Source organism: Pseudomonas sp. AB6, from assembly GCF_034314105.1.
Taxonomy (GTDB): domain Bacteria; phylum Pseudomonadota; class Gammaproteobacteria; order Pseudomonadales; family Pseudomonadaceae; genus Aquipseudomonas.
The window spans coordinates 455,408-475,174 of sequence record NZ_JAVIWJ010000001.1 but is presented as its reverse complement, the minus strand read 5'-3'; the positions used below and the strand labels follow the sequence as shown (position 1 = coordinate 475,174).

Here is a 19,767-nt window from a genome sequence, read left to right as displayed (position 1 = left end):
TTAATCATCGTCATGCCGGCCGCTCAACAAGCGGCCGATCAAATCCAGCGGGTAACCTCGGTAGCTTAGAAAGCGGCCTTGCTGAGCACGCTCGCGCATGTCTCTTGGCATTTGCCCGGAAAACTTGCGTTCCCAGGTTTCTTGCAGTTTTTCTTTCCAGTCAAAACCACATTCTTTCAATGCTTGTTCTATGTCCGCGCGCTGCAAGCCGCGCTGGCCCAGTTCTTCGCGTATACGCAAAGGACCATAGCCCGAGCGAGCACGGTAGGAGACGAAACTTTCGAGATAGCGAGATTCGGACAGCAATCCTTCTTCCGTAAGACGGTCAAGGGCTGGGTCGATTAATTCAAGAGGTGCGCCTCGCTGACGCAACTTGCGCGTCAGCTCGACCCGGCCATGCTCGCGACGTGCGAGCAGGTCCATTGCAGTACGCCGAATGGCGAGAGGCGTATCAAGCACTACAGCCATGGACGTTATCGATCAGATATCGACGTCAGCTTCAGCCAAATCGTCAGCAGGCACTCGGGAGCTTACTGCTTTTGTGTCAACGCCCGGTGTCAGCAACTTGTCACGGATCAGTTTCTCCAGCGTTGCGCCTACTTCCGGGTTGTCTGCCAAGAACTTGGCCGAGTTGGCCTTACCCTGACCGATCTTACTGCCCTGATAGCTGTACCAGGCACCGGATTTTTCGACGAAACCGTGAAGCACCGCCAAATCAATGATTTCGCCGTTAAGGTAAATACCCTTACCGTAGAGAATCTGGAACTCTGCCTGACGGAACGGTGGAGCCACCTTGTTTTTCACGACCTTGACGCGGGTTTCACTGCCGACGACTTCATCGCCTTCTTTTACCGCGCCAGTACGGCGGATATCCAGACGGACAGAAGCGTAGAACTTCAGTGCGTTACCGCCGGTAGTGGTTTCCGGACTGCCAAACATGACCCCGATTTTCATCCGAATCTGGTTGATGAAAATAACCAGACAGTTTGCGTTTTTGATGTTGCCGGTGATTTTTCGCAGCGCCTGAGACATCAAGCGTGCCTGTAGACCAACGTGCATATCACCCATTTCGCCTTCGATTTCGGCTTTAGGCACCAGTGCGGCCACGGAGTCGATCACGATGACGTCAATGGCGTTGGAACGCACCAACATGTCGGTGATTTCCAGCGCTTGCTCACCAGTATCCGGTTGCGAAACCAGCAGGTCGTCAACATTGACGCCCAATTTGCCAGCGTATTCAGGGTCCAGCGCGTGTTCGGCATCGACGAATGCACAGGTAGCGCCCATTTTCTGAGCCTGAGCAATAACCGAAAGCGTCAGCGTGGTTTTACCCGAAGACTCTGGACCGTAGATTTCAACGATCCGACCTTTTGGCAGGCCACCAATGCCCAGTGCGATATCAAGACCCAGAGAACCGGTGGAGATAGCAGGAATCGCCTGGCGGTCATGGTCGCCCATGCGCATTACGGCACCTTTGCCGAATTGACGCTCGATCTGACCCAAGGCCGCAGCCAAGGCTTTCTTCTTGTTCTCGTCCATTGAAGTCCTCTCGTATCAATAAGGCCTCGCGGCCACAATAACTGTATAAGTAGCCAGTATTATTCCACAGGGTTGAGCGCTCGCCTACCCCCGTTTTGGTATTTATCTGGCAGTACGTCGGATCAGCCCTTCTAGCGCGGCCTTAACCGTTTGTCGGCGAACCTCGTAGCGGTCACCTTCGAATTGGCGACGCTCAGAAACAACCTGTGTTCCTTCACCCCAAGCAAGCCATACGGTGCCCACCGGTTTGTCGTCCGACCCGCCATCAGGACCGGCAACTCCGCTGACAGCGACCGCAAAATATGCCTGACTTTTAGCCTGCGCCCCCGAAACCATGGCCTCGACCACCTCGCGACTGACAGCCCCTACCGAGGAAAACAGTTCAGTCGGCACATTCAGCTGGCGGATTTTCTGGGCATTGGAATAGGTGACATAACCCGCTTCAAACCAAGCTGAACTGCCCGGTATGCGAGTAATGGCCTCGGCAATCCCTCCACCGGTACACGACTCGGCAGTGGTCACTTGAGCCTTGAGCGATTGCAGGCGATTACCAAGTTCGGCGGCAAGTTGAGTAATTTCATCCACGGCGTTCTCCCACAGGTCTTGCATCAGACAGCACGTCAGGGCAGATACCGTACACGAGCATCTTTTAGGTGCAAGGGTCGCAACGCTGTTTTCGGAAAGCACTGCGAACCTTGCAACAAGAATTTAGCTCACTGGACAGGTTTCTTTTTTGACCGGCCGTCTAATGGTTTCGACCGTTGTCTCTCTCGGTCTTTTCTTTGCCTCGTCTACTGGAATAAAGCGGCCACTACCGGAATCCCGTCCTCGTTTATTTTTCATATTGAACGTCCTGTTCATCGTGTTTAAAGGAGATACCGCACTGCCAGCGTAGCTCTATCCGCCTAGCCGCCCAAGGTGAAGTCGTAACCGCGCTTTTCCCCGCCAGACTCTGCAACACAAGATGCTGCGTGGTAATCTTGCGCCCATCGCAGCAAGCAGCCGGGCAGTAGGATCTCATCACGCCGATGAACGTTCGCACGTGCCTTTCCTTGCCTCACACTTTTTAACGAATTCGCCTAAAACCCGATGAATAAAGCAATTACCGACCTTTCCTCGCACACCCCGATGATGCAGCAGTATTGGCGGCTGAAAAATCAGCACCCGGACCAGTTGATGTTCTATCGCATGGGCGACTTCTACGAAATATTCTACGAGGACGCGAAGAAGGCCTCGAAGCTGCTGGATATCACCCTGACGGCCCGAGGTCAGTCCGCAGGACAGGCGATTCCTATGTGTGGGATTCCCTATCACGCGGCTGAAGGGTATCTCGCCAAGCTGGTGAAGCTCGGGGAATCGGTGGTGATCTGTGAGCAGATCGGCGATCCCGCCACCAACAAAGGCCCGGTGGACCGTCAAGTCGTGCGGATCATTACCCCCGGCACGGTCAGCGATGAAGCATTGCTCGACGAGCGTCGCGACAACTTGATTGCCGCCGTGTTAGGCGATGAACGCTTGTTTGGCTTGGCAGTTCTGGACATCACCAGCGGTAATTTCAGCGTCCTTGAAATCAAGGGCTGGGAAAATCTGCTGGCTGAGTTAGAACGGGTCAATCCGGTTGAACTGATGATCCCTGACGACTGGCCACAAGGCTTGCCAGCAGAAAAGCGTCGCGGCACACGGCGTCGCGCGCCGTGGGACTTCGAACGCGACTCTGCGTTAAAAGCCCTGTGCCAACAATTTTCTACACAAGACTTGAAAGGCTTCGGCTGCGAGAACCTGACGTTGGCCATAGGTGCCGCCGGCTGCCTGCTTGGTTATGCCAAAGAAACCCAACGCACCGCCTTGCCGCACTTGCGAAGCCTGCGTCATGAGCGCTTGGACGATACCGTGGTGCTTGATGGCGCTACACGGCGCAACCTTGAACTGGATACCAACTTGGCTGGCGGCCGCGACAACACGTTGCAATCTGTCGTAGACCGCTGCCAAACCGCTATGGGCAGCCGTTTACTCACGCGCTGGTTGAATAGGCCTTTGCGGGATCTGGCGGTATTGAAAGCTCGACAAAGCTCGATTGCCTGCTTGCTCGAACGTTATCGCTTCGAACACCTGCAGCCGCAATTAAAAGAAATTGGCGACATCGAACGAATTCTCGCGCGCATTGGCCTGCGCAACGCACGTCCGCGTGACTTGGCACGTTTGCGTGATGCTCTTACCGCACTCCCCGAATTGCAAATCGCGATGGTGGAACTGGAAGCGCCTCATATCCAGCAACTGGCGAAAACCACCAGCACCTACCCTGAGTTGGCGGACCTGTTACAGCGCGCGGTGATTGATAATCCACCCGCCGTGATCCGTGACGGCGGTGTGCTGAAAACCGGTTACGACGCTGAGTTGGACGATCTGCAATCCCTCAGCGAAAACGCCGGGCAGTTTTTGATCGATCTGGAGACCCGCGAAAAGGCCCGCACGGGCTTGGCCAATTTGAAAGTCGGCTACAACCGGATTCATGGTTATTTCATCGAGCTTCCGAGCAAGCAAGCCGAGCAGGCACCAGCTGACTATATTCGCCGTCAGACCCTCAAGGGGGCGGAGCGCTTCATTACTCCGGAATTAAAGGCGTTCGAGGACAAAGCACTGTCGGCCAAGAGCCGTGCGCTGGCCCGAGAGAAAATGCTTTACGAAGCGCTGCTCGAAGACCTGATTGGCCATTTGGCGCCGTTACAGGACACCGCAGCGGCCTTGGCAGAGCTGGATGTGCTCAACAACCTGGCCGAACGTGCGCTTCATCTGGACTTGAATTGCCCGCGCTTTGTTGATGAGCCGTGCATGCGCATTGAGCAGGGTCGGCATCCGGTGGTCGAGCAAGTCCTGACGACCCCTTTCGTCGCCAACGACCTTGCGCTCGACGACAACACTCGAATGTTGGTAATCACCGGCCCCAACATGGGCGGTAAGTCGACCTACATGCGCCAGACAGCGCTGATTGTGTTGTTAGCTCACATCGGCAGCTTCGTACCGGCCGCCCATTGCGAGTTGTCCCTGGTCGATCGAATTTTTACCCGAATCGGTTCCAGCGATGATCTCGCTGGCGGACGCTCGACCTTCATGGTGGAAATGAGCGAAACCGCGAATATCTTGCATAACGCCACAGACCGCAGTTTGGTGCTGATGGACGAAGTCGGCCGCGGCACCAGCACTTTCGACGGTCTTTCGTTGGCGTGGGCTGCGGCAGAATGTCTCGCACAACTGCGTGCTTACACATTGTTCGCTACCCACTATTTTGAGCTTACAGTACTGCCGGAAAGCGAACCGCTCGTTACCAACGTGCACCTCAATGCAACGGAGCACAACGAACGCATTGTTTTCTTGCACCGGGTATTGCCTGGCCCCGCCAGTCAGAGCTATGGCTTGGCCGTAGCCCAGCTGGCCGGGGTTCCGGCGAAGGTTATCATGCGCGCCAAGGAGCACTTGCTGCGATTGGAAACGACCAGTCTGCCCCATGAGGCCCCGCGGGCAGCACCTGGAAAACCGCCGATCCCACAGCAAAGCGATATGTTCGCCAGTCTGCCGCACCCTGTCTTGGAAGAACTCTCGAAAACCAAAATCGATGATCTGACACCCCGCCAGGCGCTAGAGTTGTTGTATTCCTTACAAACTCGTATCTAACGGGATTCGTTACAAGCTGTTAGAATCCCGCGCGGTTTGGGATGCTGCGGGTTTTTAGCCTGACTGCGCAGATCGTCCGAGCCAAGTGAGTACGTTGCGAACCAAAGCAGGTCAATACGTCGTGGTCTCTGAACGTCTGCCTGCCGACTGCAAATGTTTCACCCGGCCCGGGAGATTCCCCCGACCTTGGCAACCCTGCTGAAAGGGCTCTGCTACCGCCGCCTGAGGAGAGAACTAGAAATGACCTTCGTCGTCACCGACAACTGCATCAAGTGCAAGTACACCGACTGCGTAGAAGTGTGTCCGGTGGACTGCTTTTACGAAGGCCCGAATTTCCTGGTGATCCACCCGGATGAGTGCATCGATTGCGCACTCTGCGAGCCCGAATGCCCTGCCGTCGCCATTTTCTCAGAAGATGAAGTTCCTGAGGACATGAAGGAATTTATTCAGCTAAACGTAGAGTTAGCGGAAATCTGGCCAAATATCACCGAAAAGAAACAGGGCCTACCCGGCGCCGAAGACTTTGATGGCGTTAAAGGTAAGCTGAAGGATTTGGAACGCTAAGTTCCACTGGCTACTGAAAAGGCCCTGCGGGCCTTTTTTGTTTTAGCTTTTTAACGGGTAAAAAAAGGGGCGGGATAACCCGCCCACATTTTTTCCCTAGTCCTTTATACCCTTTTCATCATCCTGATGAATCGCATCCTGCGATGTCCATGACTGTCGTCCTTGACGGCCTGTGCCTGTCCGTTGGCACAGTTCTAATAATAGTGATTTAGGAGTGGAGAGCAACCCGCCAAATCTTTCAAAAAAATACGTGAAAAGTTAATGACTACTAAAAAAAGACATAAAATCAGTTAGTTATAATATTTATAAGGCATCATACGGCCGAATTTACACCTAAAAACCACGATTACTTACAATACGAATAAGCAAAGGCTTACATTGAAAAGTACCACTTTACTTGGCACAACCGTTCTAACTACCGATAAGAAAGCCGATCAAGACTCACCTACTAACGATTTCTAGCCGCATACAAAAACCCCGAACCAGTCGGGGAGTTTGTATGAACGACATCAGCATGCTTGGATGAGGCGAAACTCTGTTATCGAAACAAAGACTCGCTCGACAGACCGTTTTTTTCAAGGATCTCGCGCAAACGTTTAAGCCCTTCGACCTGAATCTGCCTGACCCGTTCTCGCGTCAAACCTATCTCAAGACCCACATCTTCCAGCGTGCTGCTTTCATGTCCTCTTAGACCGAAACGCCGCACGACGACTTCACGCTGCTTGTCAGTCAACTCAGAAAGCCACTGATCGATGCTTTGTGAAAGATCATCGTCTTGGAGCAATTCACAAGGGTCGGTTGGTCGGTCATCGGTCAGCGTGTCAAGCAGCGTCTTATCCGAGTCCGGGCCGAGCGAAACATCCACCGAGGAGACCCGCTCATTAAGCCCAAGCATTCGTTTGACTTCGCATACCGGCTTTTCGAGCAAATTTGCGATTTCTTCAGGAGAGGGTTCATGATCTAGCTTTTGAGTCAGTTCGCGAGCGGCTCGCAGGTATACGTTGAGCTCTTTAACCACATGAATCGGTAACCTGATCGTACGGGTCTGATTCATGATGGCGCGCTCAATGGTCTGACGAATCCACCATGTCGCGTACGTTGAGAAGCGAAAACCGCGCTCTGGATCAAATTTTTCGACTGCCCGGATCAAACCCAGGTTGCCTTCTTCAATCAGATCTAGCAATGAAAGACCGCGATTGACATAACGCCTGGCAATCTTTACCACCAGCCGCAAATTACTTTCAATCATTCGTTTACGCCCCGCAGGATCACCGCTCTGCGATAAACGCGCAAAGTGAACTTCCTCCTCGGGCGAAAGCAAGGGAGAGAACCCTATTTCATTGAGGTACAACTGGGTAGCGTCGAGCGCACGTGTGTAATCAATGTACTTGTGCTGCTTGAGCGTTGTGGAGTTTTTGGCTCGGGCGCGAACGGGAGGTGACGCAGCTTCCTCGTTCGGCGATAAGTCCAAAACGATGCCAGGCTCCATAAGGAGTACCTCATCATCGATGTCAAACTCCGGCGCTTCTTTGTTGAGAGCCATTGTTATAGTCCTTTGGTGAGTTCGACCTCAAGCTCTAGCGGCGCCTTATCTTCCTTGGCAACGCTTGAGCCTGTTCCCTCTACGCAAGAAACAGGCTGGCAACCGATCAACGGTGTGGCAGAAATTCCAAAGGATCTACCGGCTTACCCTGGCGGCGAATCTCAAAATGCAGCTTCACCCGGTCAGTCCCAGTTGAACCCATCTCGGCAATTGTCTGCCCGACCTTGACCTGCTCCCCCTCCCGAACCAACAGCCTACGGTTATGACCATAAGCACTGACGTAGGTATCGCTGTGTTTGATGATTATTAATTCGCCGTAGCCCCGCAAGCCACTCCCGGCGTAAACAACCGAACCATCAGACGCAGCTAAAACAGGCTGTCCCAAATCTCCAGCGATATCAATTCCTTTATTCAAACTACCGTTTGAAGAAAATTTACCAATCAGAATGCCATTAGAAGGCCATGCCCAGCCACTCACTGCATGCCCCACAGACTGAATCGGTGTTGTCGCAGGAGTGCTTTCTTTCAACGGGAGAACTACCGGCACAACACCAACCGAGCGAGAAAGCACAGTCGTTTTAAACGACCCTGACGGTCCAGAGCCTGTCGTGGAGGCGCCCATCTGCGATCTAACTGCTGGTAAGGCTACAACGGGACCCGAGCTTGAGCGGCCATCAAAACGAATGGCTTGGCCCGGATGGATGGTGTACGGCGCTGGTATCTGATTCCGTTCAGCCAACGCTTTCCAATCCCATCCGTATCGAAATGCAATGGAAAACAGCGTATCGCTTCGCCGCACTACATATTGACCAGTTGTAACCGCCTGTCGCTGAGGCGCAGCTTTATTGCGATCAAATACCGGCGCACCGCCCGGCGATCTACTGGAGCAGCCAACAAGCAAGCAACCAAGGACAAGGCCAATCACCAAACGCTGAATGCTAGTTGTAGAAAGTCGCTGCTGAATGACTGTGAGACGCACCCGCCACTCCTTTACTGTGACTGAATTAAAGTTGCCTATTGTGCCGTAATAACGGCTGGCAGCTAATACTTAACTGTTTGCAAAACCGTGCTTTACACCACCAAATGAAGATACTGCATTAACCCGACCTTCGAGCTGTATGACCTGTATCGCTGTCCAGAATTCACTAAAAGGCTAAACGAGCCTTCATGCGAGGGGACCGTTGAGCAACGGTACGAACCTTACAGCACCAAGTACATGCCGGGAAAAACCATTTTCTTCACGAATGATCAGCATCAACTGCTGGACCTCTCCAGAGCCGACGGGAATGACCAGTCGTCCGCCGGGGGCCAATTGATCGAGCAGTGCTTGGGGAACATCGGTTGCGACTGCGGTCACGATAATTCCGTTGTAAGGCGCCAACGCGGGCCAGCCTTCCCAACCGTCCCCCCAACGAAACACAACGTTGCGCAAGTTAAGCTCGATCAGTCGTTCTTTCGCACGATCCTGCAACACCTTGATGCGCTCGACTGAAAATACCCGCTCGACTAACTGCGACAACACTGCCGTCTGGTAGCCAGAACCAGTGCCAATCTCAAGCACTTTGTCCAACGGGCCCGCAGCCAACAGCAGCTCGCTCATGCGCGCAACCATGTAGGGCTGTGAAATAGTCTGGTTATGCCCAATGGGCAACGCGGTATCTTCATAAGCACGGTGCGCCAGCGCTTCATCGACAAACAGATGCCGGGGCGTATTACGGATCACTTCCAACACCTGAGCGTTGGAAAGCCCCTCTTCATAAAGGCGCTGGATCAAACGTTCGCGAGTGCGCTGGGAGGTCATGCCAATCCCTCTTCGTAACAAGCTATCTTGCTCACGCGACATCAACGCAGCCCCTCTAGCCAGCCATTGAGACTGGTAAAACCATCCGGATAAGTACGATCCAGCTGTAACGGGGTAATAGATACATAACCTTGCATGACAGCATGAAAATCAGTCCCCGGACCACCGTCTTCGGCGTCTCCTGCCGCGGCGATCCAATACCCGACGCGACCACGCGGATCGACCACCTTGACCGGCGCCGCAGCCCGAGAACGATGCCCTAACCGAGTCAATTGAATACCGCGAATATGTTCAAGCGGTAGGTTCGGAATATTGACGTTCAGTACCGTGCGCGGTGGCAGATCAAGCTGTTCGTGGGCTTCGACCAGAAGGCGTGCGAAGTGCGCAGCGGTCGGCAAGTTATCCACTTGACGCGATAGCAACGAAAATGCAAACGATGGACGCTTAAGAAAACGCCCCTCCAAAGCCGCCGCCACGGTGCCGGAATACAGCACATCGTCCCCCAGATTCGCACCGAGATTAATCCCGGAAACAACCATGTCCGGTTGGCTCTCCAACAACCCATTGAGCCCAAGGTGCACACAATCGGTAGGCGTCCCGTTTACGCTGATGAAGCCATTGGGCAACGTATGAGGATGAAGCGGACGGTCAAGCGTCAGCGAACTGCTTGCGCCGCTTTTGTCTTGGTCAGGGGCAATGACTACGCACTCGCGATAGTCCGCCAGCGCAGCATGAAGCGCAGCAATACCGGGCGCAGTTACCCCATCATCGTTAGAAATCAGAATACGCATGAGCTGTCCGTTAGCCCCACCGGAACCAGGTTGACGAGTTCGCGCACCAGTACGGTGGCGAAGCATCCGGCCGGCAGGACGAATTCCAGTTGCAGAATGTCAGGTTCAGGATAATGCCACGTCAACCCGCCAATGGGCAGTCGCAGGATACGACGCTCGTGTTCCATGCCCGCTTTGACCAGCCAGTCGCGCAAGTCAGATTCGCTCGCCGCAATTGATTGCTCCAAGACACCCGTGACGCCAGTCGCGGGCGAGTCGCCCTCACCCCATTGCGGCCCCGTCGGGTGCAGGTCGAGAATCGCCAGACGCGGATCGCTGCACTCCGCTTCGCCAGCAGGAAAAAAACTGCGGCTGTCGGTAAACGCCAGTAGATCGCCGACTTGTGCTCGCTGCCAACTGCCGTCAGCCACGCGGGCCGCCAGCACCCTGTTAAACAGATAACTGCGCGCCGTGGAAAGCAATCGAGAACGAACTGCGCGCTGTTCAGGCAAAGCCTTACGCGCCGCAAAATCGCGGGCCTCCCCAAGATTGCCGCCATCCCAACCGAAACGCTGGGCGCCGAAGTAATTCGGAACGCCATGACGAGCGATCAACTCAAGCCGAGCCTGCAATGCCGCATGATCGCCATGCAGCTGGGTCAGACGCAAGGTAAAGCCATTGGCGGCGTGAGCCCCGCGCTGCAGCTTGCGCTTATGGCGACTCATTTTCAGAATTTTCAGCGTACCGTCCTGGGCCGTCGAAAGATCGGGGTCAGCCTTGCCGGGCAACTGCACGCTGAACCACTGTCGGGTCAACGCCTGTCGATCCTTCAAACCGGCATAGCTGACGGTCCGCAACGGAACACCGGCAGCACGCGCCAAACGGCGAGCAGCTTCTTCGGTGTTTAGTCCGCGCTTTTCAACCCACAACCATAAGTGTTCGCCATCGCCCGTCAAGGGAATATCCAGCACTTCGTCGACCTGAAAATCTTCGGCTGTGGCTTTGAGCACTGCAGTGCCTAACGCATCGCCATAAGCACGAGGGCCGAGCAGTTCGAATTCAGTCATGCCCAGAGCAACAAGGCGACGGCGTGAACCGCAATACCTTCTTCGCGGCCTACGAAGCCGAGCTTTTCGGTGGTGGTAGCTTTAACGTTCACTTGATCCAACTCAACCTGAAGATCCGCAGCAATCAGCGCGCGCATCGATTCAATATGCGGGGCCATTTTCGGCGCCTGGGCGACAATGGTGGCGTCAACATTACCGACTTTCCAGCCCTTTTTTTTGACCAACTCCATCACACGACGCAGCAGCGCGCGGCTGTCAGCGCCCTTGAATTGCGGGTCCGTGTCCGGGAAGTGTTTGCCAATATCGCCTAATGCTGCCGCCCCGAGCAATGCATCGCTGAGCGCATGCAACAGCACATCGCCATCGGAATGAGCGAGCAACCCGAATCCGTGCGCGATCCGCACGCCGCCCAAGGTAATGAAATCGCCTTCGGCAAACCGGTGCACATCATAGCCGTGGCCAATACGCATAAAAAAACGCCCCGAAAAAGTCAGGGCGTGATTCTACCTACTTTGTTGCACATTAACCGCTTAGAGCGACCGCATGATGCCGCAGGTGGTCCTCAATGAAGCTCGCAATGAAGAAATAGCTGTGATCGTAGCCAGGCTGCATGCGCACCGTAAGCGGATGCTCTGCAGATTTTGCAGCTTGGATTAACCCTTCCGGCTTGAGTTGAAGGGCAAGAAAATCATCACGATCGCCCTGATCGACGAGGATGGGCAGTTTTTCAACCGCCTCGGCGATTAGCGCGCAGGCATCCCATTCACGCCAGCGAGACCGCTCTTCCCCCAAGTAACGAGAGAACGCTTTCTGACCCCAAGGACAATCCATCGGGTTGCTGATTGGAGAAAACGCCGACACTGACTTATAACGCCCCGGATTGCGTAAAGCACACACCAGTGCGCCGTGGCCGCCCATCGAGTGACCGCTAATGCCACGCAGACCCGAGGCCGGAAAATGCGACTCGACCAATACGGGTAACTCGTTCACTACATAATCATGCATGCGGTAGTGCTTGGCCCACGGCTGCTGAGTCGCGTTCAAGTAGAAACCCGCACCGAGACCGAAATCCCACGCACCGTCCGGATCGCCCGGTACGTTGGGGCCACGCGGACTGGTATCGGGCGCCACAATAATCAAACCCAACTCGGCCGCGATCCGCAGCGCGCCTGCTTTGTGCATGAAGCTTTCATCGGTGCAGGTCAATCCGGACAACCAATAGACCACCGGCAGCTTGCCGCCCAGTTCCGCTTGCGGGGGCAAATAAACGGCAAACACCATGTCGCAACCGAGCACATCAGAGTGATGCTTGTAGCGCTTATGCCAGCCGCCGAAGCTTTTCTGGCAGGAAATATTTTCTAGGGACAAGGGGGATTCTCCCAGCGGTAAGCTTCAAGCGGTAAGCTGCAAGAGATGATGCGCAGTGCTCTTACTTGAGGCTTGTAGCTGCTATTAGAAATGTATGACGGTACGGATGCTTTTACCTTCATGCATCAGGTCGAACGCCTTGTTGATGTCTTCCAGGCCCATGGTGTGAGTGATGAACGTATCCAGCGGGATTTCGCCGCTTTGCGCCATTGCCACGTAGCTTGGCAGCTCAGTTCGGCCGCGCACGCCGCCAAACGCCGAACCGCGCCAGACGCGTCCGGTAACCAGTTGGAAAGGACGCGTGGAGATTTCCTGACCAGCACCCGCAACACCAATAATCACCGACTCACCCCAACCTTTGTGGCAGCACTCAAGGGCTGCACGCATCAGTTGCACGTTACCAATGCATTCGAAAGAGAAATCCACACCGCCATCGGTCAAATCAACAATCACTTCCTGAATAGGCCGGTCGTAGTCTTTAGGGTTGATGCAATCGGTGGCACCCAATTGTTTGGCGATGTCGAATTTCTCCGGATTGATATCGATGGCGATAATCCGTCCCGCCTTGGCCTTTACTGCGCCAATCAGGGCTGACAGACCAATGCCGCCCAGACCAAAAATCGCCACGGTGTCGCCTGGTTTGACCTTGGCAGTGTTGATCACCGCCCCGATTCCGGTGGTAACCCCGCAGCCGAGCAGGCAGACTTTTTCCAGTGGTGCGTCTTTGGAAATCTTGGCGACCGATATTTCCGGCAGCACGGTGTATTCGGAGAAGGTCGACGTGCCCATGTAATGGAAAATCGTCTGCCCTTTGTAGGAAAAGCGCGACGTACCATCCGGCATCAAACCCTTGCCTTGAGTGCCGCGGATGGCTTGGCACAGGTTGGTCTTGCCTGACAGGCAGTACTTACATTTTCGACACTCAGGGGTGTACAGCGGAATAACGTGATCGCCGACCGCAACTGAAGTCACGCCTTCGCCAATGGCTTCAACAATTGCACCGCCTTCGTGGCCGAGAATCGATGGAAATATGCCTTCCGGGTCCGCGCCCGACAAGGTATAGGCGTCCGTATGGCACACGCCGGAAGCGACGACCCGCAGCAACACTTCGCCAGCCTTGGGCATTGCAACATCGACTTCGACGATTTCTAGCGGTTTCTTGGCTTCAAAAGCAACGGCGGCGCGTGACTTGATCATCATTTTTCTCCATCGAGTAAATACAGGTGGTCAGTGTAATACAGTGCCGTTTGGAGAATAATCAGACCAAAAGCAAAACATTATTGCTGGGCAGGGATAATCGATGGTTGCAAACCGCTGGGAAGGATTGGATGAGTTCGTCGCAGTCGCCGAATGCGGGCAGTTCACCGCTGCTGCAGAACGCATGGGCGTTTCGTCTTCGCACATCAGTCGGCAAATCGTCCGGCTTGAGGAAAGGCTACAAACACGCCTGCTCTACCGCAGCACTCGACGTGTCACCCTGACCGAAGCCGGGCAAACGTTTTTGCAACATTGTCAGCGCCTGCAAGACGGGCGCGAGGAAGCATTGCGGGCGGTCGGCGATTTAGCGAGCGAACCCAAAGGGTTGCTGCGCATGACTTGCGCGGTGGCCTATGGCGAGCGCTTCATCGCACCGTTGGTGACTGTATTCATGGGACTGTACCCGCAACTTCGGGTTGATATCGAGCTGAGTAACCGCAGCCTTGATCTGGTTCACGAAGGTCTTGACCTGGCCGTTCGCCTCGGCCGCCTGCAAGATTCGCGACTGGTTGCCACCCGCTTGGCGCCGCGCCGCATGTACCTGTGCGCTTCGCCGTCTTACCTTGAACGTTATGGGCGACCGCATAGCTTGTCCGAGCTTAGTCGGCACAATTGCCTGATCGGCAGCACCGACACTTGGTTGCTACAGCAGAACGGGCGGGAATTTTCGCAACGGGTTCAGGGCAACTGGCGCTGCAATAGCGGCCAAGCCGTGCTCGATGCGGCAATACAAGGGATCGGACTGTGTCAGTTGCCAGACTATTACGTGCTTGAACACCTAAATAGCGGCGCACTCATTTCGCTGCTGGATGCTCATCAACCGCCGAATACCGCCGTCTGGGCGCTGTATCCACAGCAGCGCCACCTGTCACCCAAGGTGAGAAAACTGGTCGAGCATCTCAAGGCCGGGTTGGCCCTGAGAAAGGAGTATTGCGCTGATCACATTTAGCGACCGACTTAAAACTTACGGCGTTGACGCAACCATTCAAGATCTTCGGGACGTGTGACCTTGATATTGTCGGAGCGGCCTTCGATCAGTCGCGGAGACTGACCAGACCATTCCATTGCGGACGCTTCATCGGTAATGCTGACCTCCGACACTAGGCTGTCGGCCAACGCTCGATGCAGTGCGCCAAGCCGGAACATCTGCGGCGTGTAAGCCAGCCAGATACAACTACGATCGACCGTTTCAGTGACGCGCCCGTGGCTGTCGGCACGTTTAAGAGTGTCGCGAGCGGGAACCGCCAGCAAACCGCCCACCGGATCGTCAGCTAATTCGGACAACAGTTTGTCCAGATCCTCACGCGACAAATTCGGGCGTGCAGCGTCGTGAACCAACACCCAATCGTCATCATGGGCACCGTTCACGTGCAAATACAGCAATGCGTTAAGCACCGAGTCCGCCCGTTCCCGTCCACCCGCAGCGCGCTGAATTCGTGGATCTGCAGCGCACGCCAAGCTTGGCCAATAGGGATCATCTACAGCCAAACTGATCACCAAGCCCAGGAGCTGGGGGTGATCGAGAAAACAATTGAGGCTGTGTTCAAGAATAGTGAGGCCGCCCAGCTGCAAATACTGCTTAGGACGGTCAGCTGCCATGCGAGCGCCGATACCAGCGGCGGGAACAACTGCCCAGAAGGCAGGCAACGCGCAAATCATTGGGCCAACTGATAGAGGGTTTCGCCGTCTTTAACCATGCCAAGTTCATGGCGAGCACGTTCTTCAACGGTCTCCATGCCTTTTTTCAGCTCCAACACTTCCGCGTCGAGAATACGGTTACGTTCGAGCAAAGCATCGTTTTCCGCATGCTGATCAGCAATTTGCTGAGACAGACTGGCCACTTGCGCCAAGCTTCCATTACCCACCCACAAGCGGTACTGCAGGCCAGCCAGCAGCAGGAGCAAGATCAGGAACAACCAGTTAGGACTGCGCATTGAATATCAGGTACTCAGTGGAAAAAGACAGCGGTGCCGACACATTAAAGCAGTGAGGGCATCGAACCCGATAGCCGGGTCCGATCACTCATATACGGACAGAATCGTCGGTTAATCGACTTTTCGTATTGTGCCCGTCGTCTTTTTACCATCTCCAGCTCAGCCGCGAAACTCGTTGCGACCGTTGTATACAGCTTTGGCGCCCAATTGCTCTTCGATACGCAGCAATTGGTTGTACTTGGCGATGCGATCGGAACGACTCAGCGAGCCAGTTTTGATCTGACCCGCTGCAGTACCGACCGCCAAGTCAGCAATGGTCGAATCTTCAGTTTCGCCGGAACGGTGCGAGATGATCGCCGTATACCCTGCTGCTTTGGCCATCTGAATGGCTTCCAGCGTTTCGGTGAGGGTGCCGATCTGGTTGAACTTGATCAGGATCGAGTTGGCGATCTTTTTATCGATGCCTTCTTTCAGGATCTTGGTGTTGGTCACGAATAGGTCGTCGCCCACCAATTGAATTTTTTCGCCGATCTTGTCGGTAAGGACTTTCCAGCCAGCCCAGTCGGACTCGTCCAGACCGTCTTCAATGGAGATGATCGGGTAACGCTCGGTCAAGCCCTTGAGGTAGTCGGCAAAGCCTTCGGAGGTAAACACTTGGCTTTCGCCGGACAAGTTGTATTTGCCGTCTTCGTAGAATTCGCTGGCCGCGCAATCCAGTGCGAGAGTCACGTCGGTGCCAAGATTGTAACCGGCGTTAGCCACAGCTTCCGAGATGACTTTCAACGCGTCTTCGTTAGACGCCAGGTTAGGCGCAAAACCGCCTTCATCACCCACCGCAGTGTTCAAGCCACGAGCCTTGAGCACAGCTTTGAGGTGGTGGAAAATTTCGGTGCCCATTCGCAACGCTTCCGAGAACGTCTTGGCGCCAACCGGCTGCACCATGAACTCCTGGATATCGATGTTGTTATCGGCATGCTCGCCACCATTGATGATGTTCATCATTGGGACGGGCATGGAATAAACGCCGGGTGTGCCGTTGAGATTAGCGATGTGGGCGTACAGCGGCAGATCCTGATCCTGAGCAGCGGCTTTGGCAGCAGCCAAAGACACCGCGAGGATAGCGTTAGCGCCAAGACTGGCTTTGTTTTCAGTGCCGTCCAGAGCAATCATCGCGCGATCAAGCGCCTGCTGGTCGAGCGGATCCTTGCCCATCAACAGAGCACGGATCGGACCATTGATATTGGCCACAGCCTTGAGAACACCTTTACCCAAGTAACGGCTCTTGTCGCCATCACGCAGCTCAAGCGCTTCACGCGAGCCGGTGGAAGCACCGGACGGCGCACACGCACTGCCGATGATGCCGTTATCGAGAAGCACATCCGCTTCGACGGTGGGATTGCCACGGGAGTCGAGAACTTCACGACCTTTGATGTCGACGATTTTTGACATTGTTGTAAACACTCCAAGATTGACGAAAACGACGCAGCTGAAATATTGATGGCCGCCGTCAGCACGTATGCAGCGGGCAGCCCTGACTGACGACAACCCTCTGACCATTGATCAGAGTAATAGTGTGCGGCACTTTACCGAACGGCACTCTACCGGAGAAGCCGCTGTTAAGCGGTTTCTACCGTCGGAAAACTTTTTACCAAGTCGTCCAATGCTTTGAGCTGAGTCAAAAATGGTTCGAGCTTGTCCAGACGCAAAGCGCAAGGGCCATCACACTTGGCGTTATCCGGATCTGGATGCGCCTCAAGGAACAACCCTGCCAGACTCTGACTCAAGCCAGCCTTGGCTAGATCGAGCACCTGAGCCCGACGACCACCGGCAGAATCCGAACGACCGCCGGGCATTTGCAGGGCGTGAGTCACGTCGAAAAAAACCGGGTATTGAAACTGCTTCATGATGCCGAAGCCGAGCATGTCCACCACCAGGTTGTTGTACCCGAAGCTGGAACCGCGCTCGCATAGGATCAATTGATCGTTCCCGGCTTCTTCGCACTTGTTCAAGATGTGTTTCATTTCCTGCGGCGCGAGAAACTGGGCTTTCTTGATGTTGATCACCGCGCCAGTCTTGGCCATCGCCACCACCAGATCGGTTTGTCTCGACAAAAAAGCCGGCAGTTGAATGATGTCGCAGACTTCAGCCACGACCGCCGCCTGCTGCGGCTCATGCACATCGGTAATCAACGGCACGCTGAAGGTCTTTTTGATTTCTTCGAAAATCCGCATCCCTTCTTCCAGGCCTGGGCCACGGTAAGAAGCCACGGAAGAACGATTGGCCTTGTCGAAACTGGCCTTGAACACGTAAGGAATGCCCAGTTTTTCAGTCGCCCTGACATAGGCTTCGCACACCTGCATCGCCATGTCCCGGGATTCCAGCACGTTCATGCCGCCAAACAACACGAACGGCTTGTCGTTGGCAATCTCGATTGAGCCTACACGGATGATCTTCTGCGACATGCTGTTCATATCCCGGCTCAGGCCTTCTTCTGGTGTTGGGTCAGTGCCGCCTTCACGAAACCACTGAACAGCGGATGGCCGTCGCGGGGTGTCGAGGTGAATTCAGGGTGGAACTGGCACGCCACGAACCATGGATGATCCGGCGCTTCAATCACTTCAACCAACGCGCCGTCACCGGAACGTCCGGAAATTTTCAGACCAGCTTCCATCAAGCTCGGCAGCAGGTTGTTGTTCACTTCGTAACGATGGCGATGACGCTCAACGATAACGTCTTTGGCATAACAATCGTGAACCAGCGAACCGCGTTCAAGTTGGCAATCCTGCGCACCCAGACGCATGGTGCCGCCCAGATCAGACGTCTCATTACGCACTTCAACGGCGCCGGTAGCGTCTTCCCACTCGGTGATCAAACCGACAACCGGGTGGCCGCTGGTGCGATCAAATTCAGTGGAGTTAGCGTCTTTCCAGCCCAGCACATTACGTGCGAACTCGATCACGGCCACTTGCATACCCAGGCAGATACCCAAGTAAGGCACTTTATTTTCGCGAGCAAACTGCACGGCAGTGATCTTGCCCTCAACACCGCGCAGACCGAAGCCGCCCGGCACCAGAATCGCGTCGCAACCTTCAAGCAAGGCGGTGCCTTGGTTTTCGATGTCTTCGGAATCGATGTAGCGCAGATTGACCTTGGTGCGATTGGTGATGCCGGCGTGACTCATCGCTTCGATCAGCGATTTGTAAGCGTCGAGCAACTCCATGTATTTGCCGACCATGGCGATGGTGACTTCATGCTCAGGATGGAGCTTGGCGTCGACCACTTTTTCCCACTCGGACAGATCAGCGCCGCCACATTGCAGGCCAAAACGCTCAACGACGAAATCATCCAGACCCTGGGCGTGCAGCACAGCCGGGATCTTGTAGATGGTGTCGACGTCTTCCAGGGAGATAACCGCGCGCTCTTCGACATTGGTGAACAATGCGATTTTGCGACGTGAGGAAATGTCGATGGGGTGATCGGAGCGGCAAATCAATACATCAGGCTGCAGACCAATGGAACGCAACTCTTTTACCGAGTGTTGAGTAGGCTTGGTCTTGGTTTCACCGGCAGTGGCGATATAAGGCACCAGCGTCAAGTGAATCAACATGGCGCGTTTGGCACCTACTTCAACGCGCAATTGGCGGATAGCTTCCAGGAACGGCTGCGATTCAATGTCGCCTACGGTGCCACCGATCTCGACCATGGCGACGTCAGCATCGCCAGCGCCTTTGATGATCCGGCGTTTGATTTCGTCGGTGATGTGCGGGATCACCTGGATGGTTGCGCCCAGATAATCACCGCGGCGCTCTTTGCGCAGGACGTGTTCGTAAACACGGCCAGTGGTGAAGTTGTTGTTCTGGGTCATGGTAGTGCGGATAAACCGCTCGTAATGGCCCAGGTCCAGGTCGGTTTCAGCGCCGTCATGCGTGACGAATACTTCACCGTGCTGGAATGGGCTCATGGTGCCCGGGTCCACGTTTATATAGGGGTCCAGCTTCAGCATGGTGACCTTAAGTCCCCGCGCCTCCAGGATGGCCGCCAATGAAGCTGCAGCAATGCCTTTCCCCAATGAAGAAACAACACCGCCCGTGACGAAGATGTAGCGCGTCATGAAAAACCCTAGAAGTCTGCGTTAAAGCGGTCAGAGCCGCCGGGGAAAGCGAATGAAGGCCGAAGCCCGCAATTACCAAAAAAACTCACAGTGCACTCCTGAAAATTGCTGCGTTGAAACCGGCAGACTGAAAAAGCCTGTCTG

Annotated in this window: 19 protein-coding genes; 3 read left to right on the top strand and 16 right to left on the bottom strand. The window is 54.8% G+C overall.

The features are described 5' to 3' along the window. The 3 genes from recX to RGW60_RS02245 form a co-directional block, all read right to left on the bottom strand. Positions 1–468 (bottom strand): recombination regulator RecX, encoded by a 468-nt coding sequence (gene recX / locus RGW60_RS02255; RefSeq protein WP_322201743.1) that lies wholly within the window; start codon positions 466–468, stop codon positions 1–3. A gap of 12 nt (positions 469–480) precedes the next feature. Then, entirely contained in the window at positions 481–1,539 is a 1,059-nt protein-coding gene (recA, locus tag RGW60_RS02250; RefSeq protein ID WP_322168105.1) for a recombinase RecA, read from the bottom strand. A 102-nt stretch (positions 1,540–1,641) separates the two neighbouring features. Continuing rightward, the gene (locus RGW60_RS02245) at positions 1,642–2,124 is read right to left on the bottom strand and encodes a CinA family protein (protein WP_322206829.1); all 483 of its coding nucleotides are present in this window, start codon (positions 2,122–2,124) and stop codon (positions 1,642–1,644) included. Between the two features lie 516 nt (positions 2,125–2,640). On the opposite strand from RGW60_RS02245, the gene mutS reads away from it, so the two are divergent. Together mutS and fdxA are read left to right on the top strand one after the other, a co-directional pair. Beyond that, the gene (mutS, locus tag RGW60_RS02240) at positions 2,641–5,208 is read left to right on the top strand and encodes a DNA mismatch repair protein MutS (RefSeq protein WP_322206828.1); all 2,568 of its coding nucleotides are present in this window, start codon (positions 2,641–2,643) and stop codon (positions 5,206–5,208) included. 240 nt (positions 5,209–5,448) lie between these two features. Then, positions 5,449–5,772, top strand: coding sequence for a ferredoxin FdxA (gene fdxA / locus RGW60_RS02235; RefSeq protein WP_322206827.1), 324 nt, complete (start codon positions 5,449–5,451; stop codon positions 5,770–5,772). A 538-nt stretch (positions 5,773–6,310) separates the two neighbouring features. Here fdxA and rpoS read toward each other — a convergent pair. The 8 genes from rpoS to RGW60_RS02195 all read right to left on the bottom strand — a co-directional run bounded on the left by rpoS (position 6,311) and on the right by RGW60_RS02195 (position 13,518). Then, positions 6,311–7,315, bottom strand: coding sequence for an RNA polymerase sigma factor RpoS (rpoS, locus tag RGW60_RS02230; protein WP_322201741.1), 1,005 nt, complete (start codon positions 7,313–7,315; stop codon positions 6,311–6,313). Between the two features lie 106 nt (positions 7,316–7,421). Beyond that, a complete protein-coding gene (locus RGW60_RS02225) occupies positions 7,422–8,294 on the bottom strand; it encodes a peptidoglycan DD-metalloendopeptidase family protein (RefSeq protein WP_322201739.1) in 873 nt (290 codons plus the stop codon). Between the two features lie 186 nt (positions 8,295–8,480). After that, positions 8,481–9,116, bottom strand: a complete 636-nt coding sequence (locus RGW60_RS02220; RefSeq protein WP_322201737.1) for a protein-L-isoaspartate(D-aspartate) O-methyltransferase — start codon at positions 9,114–9,116, stop codon at positions 8,481–8,483. 41 nt (positions 9,117–9,157) lie between these two features. Continuing rightward, complete coding sequence (gene surE / locus RGW60_RS02215) at positions 9,158–9,907, bottom strand: 5'/3'-nucleotidase SurE (protein WP_322201735.1); 750 nt, start codon at positions 9,905–9,907, stop codon at positions 9,158–9,160. Further along, the gene (gene truD, locus RGW60_RS02210; RefSeq protein WP_322201733.1) at positions 9,895–10,953 is read right to left on the bottom strand and encodes a tRNA pseudouridine(13) synthase TruD; all 1,059 of its coding nucleotides are present in this window, start codon (positions 10,951–10,953) and stop codon (positions 9,895–9,897) included. The genes surE and truD overlap by 13 nt, the downstream gene beginning before the upstream one ends. Further along, positions 10,950–11,423 (bottom strand): 2-C-methyl-D-erythritol 2,4-cyclodiphosphate synthase, encoded by a 474-nt coding sequence (gene ispF / locus RGW60_RS02205; protein ID WP_322201731.1) that lies wholly within the window; start codon positions 11,421–11,423, stop codon positions 10,950–10,952. The genes truD and ispF overlap by 4 nt, the downstream gene beginning before the upstream one ends. A 52-nt stretch (positions 11,424–11,475) precedes the next feature. After that, positions 11,476–12,321 carry an S-formylglutathione hydrolase gene (gene fghA / locus RGW60_RS02200; RefSeq protein WP_322201729.1) on the bottom strand — a complete coding sequence of 282 codons (846 nt, stop codon included), beginning with the start codon at positions 12,319–12,321 and terminating at the stop codon, positions 11,476–11,478. A gap of 84 nt (positions 12,322–12,405) precedes the next feature. Then, positions 12,406–13,518 (bottom strand): S-(hydroxymethyl)glutathione dehydrogenase/class III alcohol dehydrogenase, encoded by a 1,113-nt coding sequence (locus RGW60_RS02195; RefSeq protein ID WP_322201727.1) that lies wholly within the window; start codon positions 13,516–13,518, stop codon positions 12,406–12,408. Positions 13,519–13,621: 103 nt separating this feature from the next. On the opposite strand from RGW60_RS02195, the gene RGW60_RS02190 reads away from it, so the two are divergent. Beyond that, positions 13,622–14,527, top strand: coding sequence for a LysR substrate-binding domain-containing protein (locus RGW60_RS02190; RefSeq protein WP_322201725.1), 906 nt, complete (start codon positions 13,622–13,624; stop codon positions 14,525–14,527). A gap of 8 nt (positions 14,528–14,535) precedes the next feature. Here RGW60_RS02190 and ispD read toward each other — a convergent pair whose 3' ends face one another. The 5 genes from ispD to RGW60_RS02165 all read right to left on the bottom strand — a co-directional run bounded on the left by ispD (position 14,536) and on the right by RGW60_RS02165 (position 19,623). Further along, positions 14,536–15,237, bottom strand: a complete 702-nt coding sequence (ispD, locus tag RGW60_RS02185; protein WP_322201723.1) for a 2-C-methyl-D-erythritol 4-phosphate cytidylyltransferase — start codon at positions 15,235–15,237, stop codon at positions 14,536–14,538. Next, complete coding sequence (gene ftsB / locus RGW60_RS02180; protein WP_322168092.1) at positions 15,234–15,512, bottom strand: cell division protein FtsB; 279 nt, start codon at positions 15,510–15,512, stop codon at positions 15,234–15,236. The genes ispD and ftsB overlap by 4 nt, the downstream gene beginning before the upstream one ends. Before the next feature lie 159 nt (positions 15,513–15,671). Continuing rightward, positions 15,672–16,961 carry a phosphopyruvate hydratase gene (eno, locus tag RGW60_RS02175; RefSeq protein ID WP_322201720.1) on the bottom strand — a complete coding sequence of 430 codons (1,290 nt, stop codon included), beginning with the start codon at positions 16,959–16,961 and terminating at the stop codon, positions 15,672–15,674. Positions 16,962–17,128: 167 nt separating this feature from the next. Beyond that, entirely contained in the window at positions 17,129–17,974 is an 846-nt protein-coding gene (gene kdsA / locus RGW60_RS02170) for a 3-deoxy-8-phosphooctulonate synthase (protein ID WP_322206826.1), read from the bottom strand. A gap of 17 nt (positions 17,975–17,991) precedes the next feature. Beyond that, positions 17,992–19,623, bottom strand: a complete 1,632-nt coding sequence (locus RGW60_RS02165; RefSeq protein WP_322201718.1) for a CTP synthase — start codon at positions 19,621–19,623, stop codon at positions 17,992–17,994. Positions 19,624–19,767: the final 144 nt, after the last annotated feature.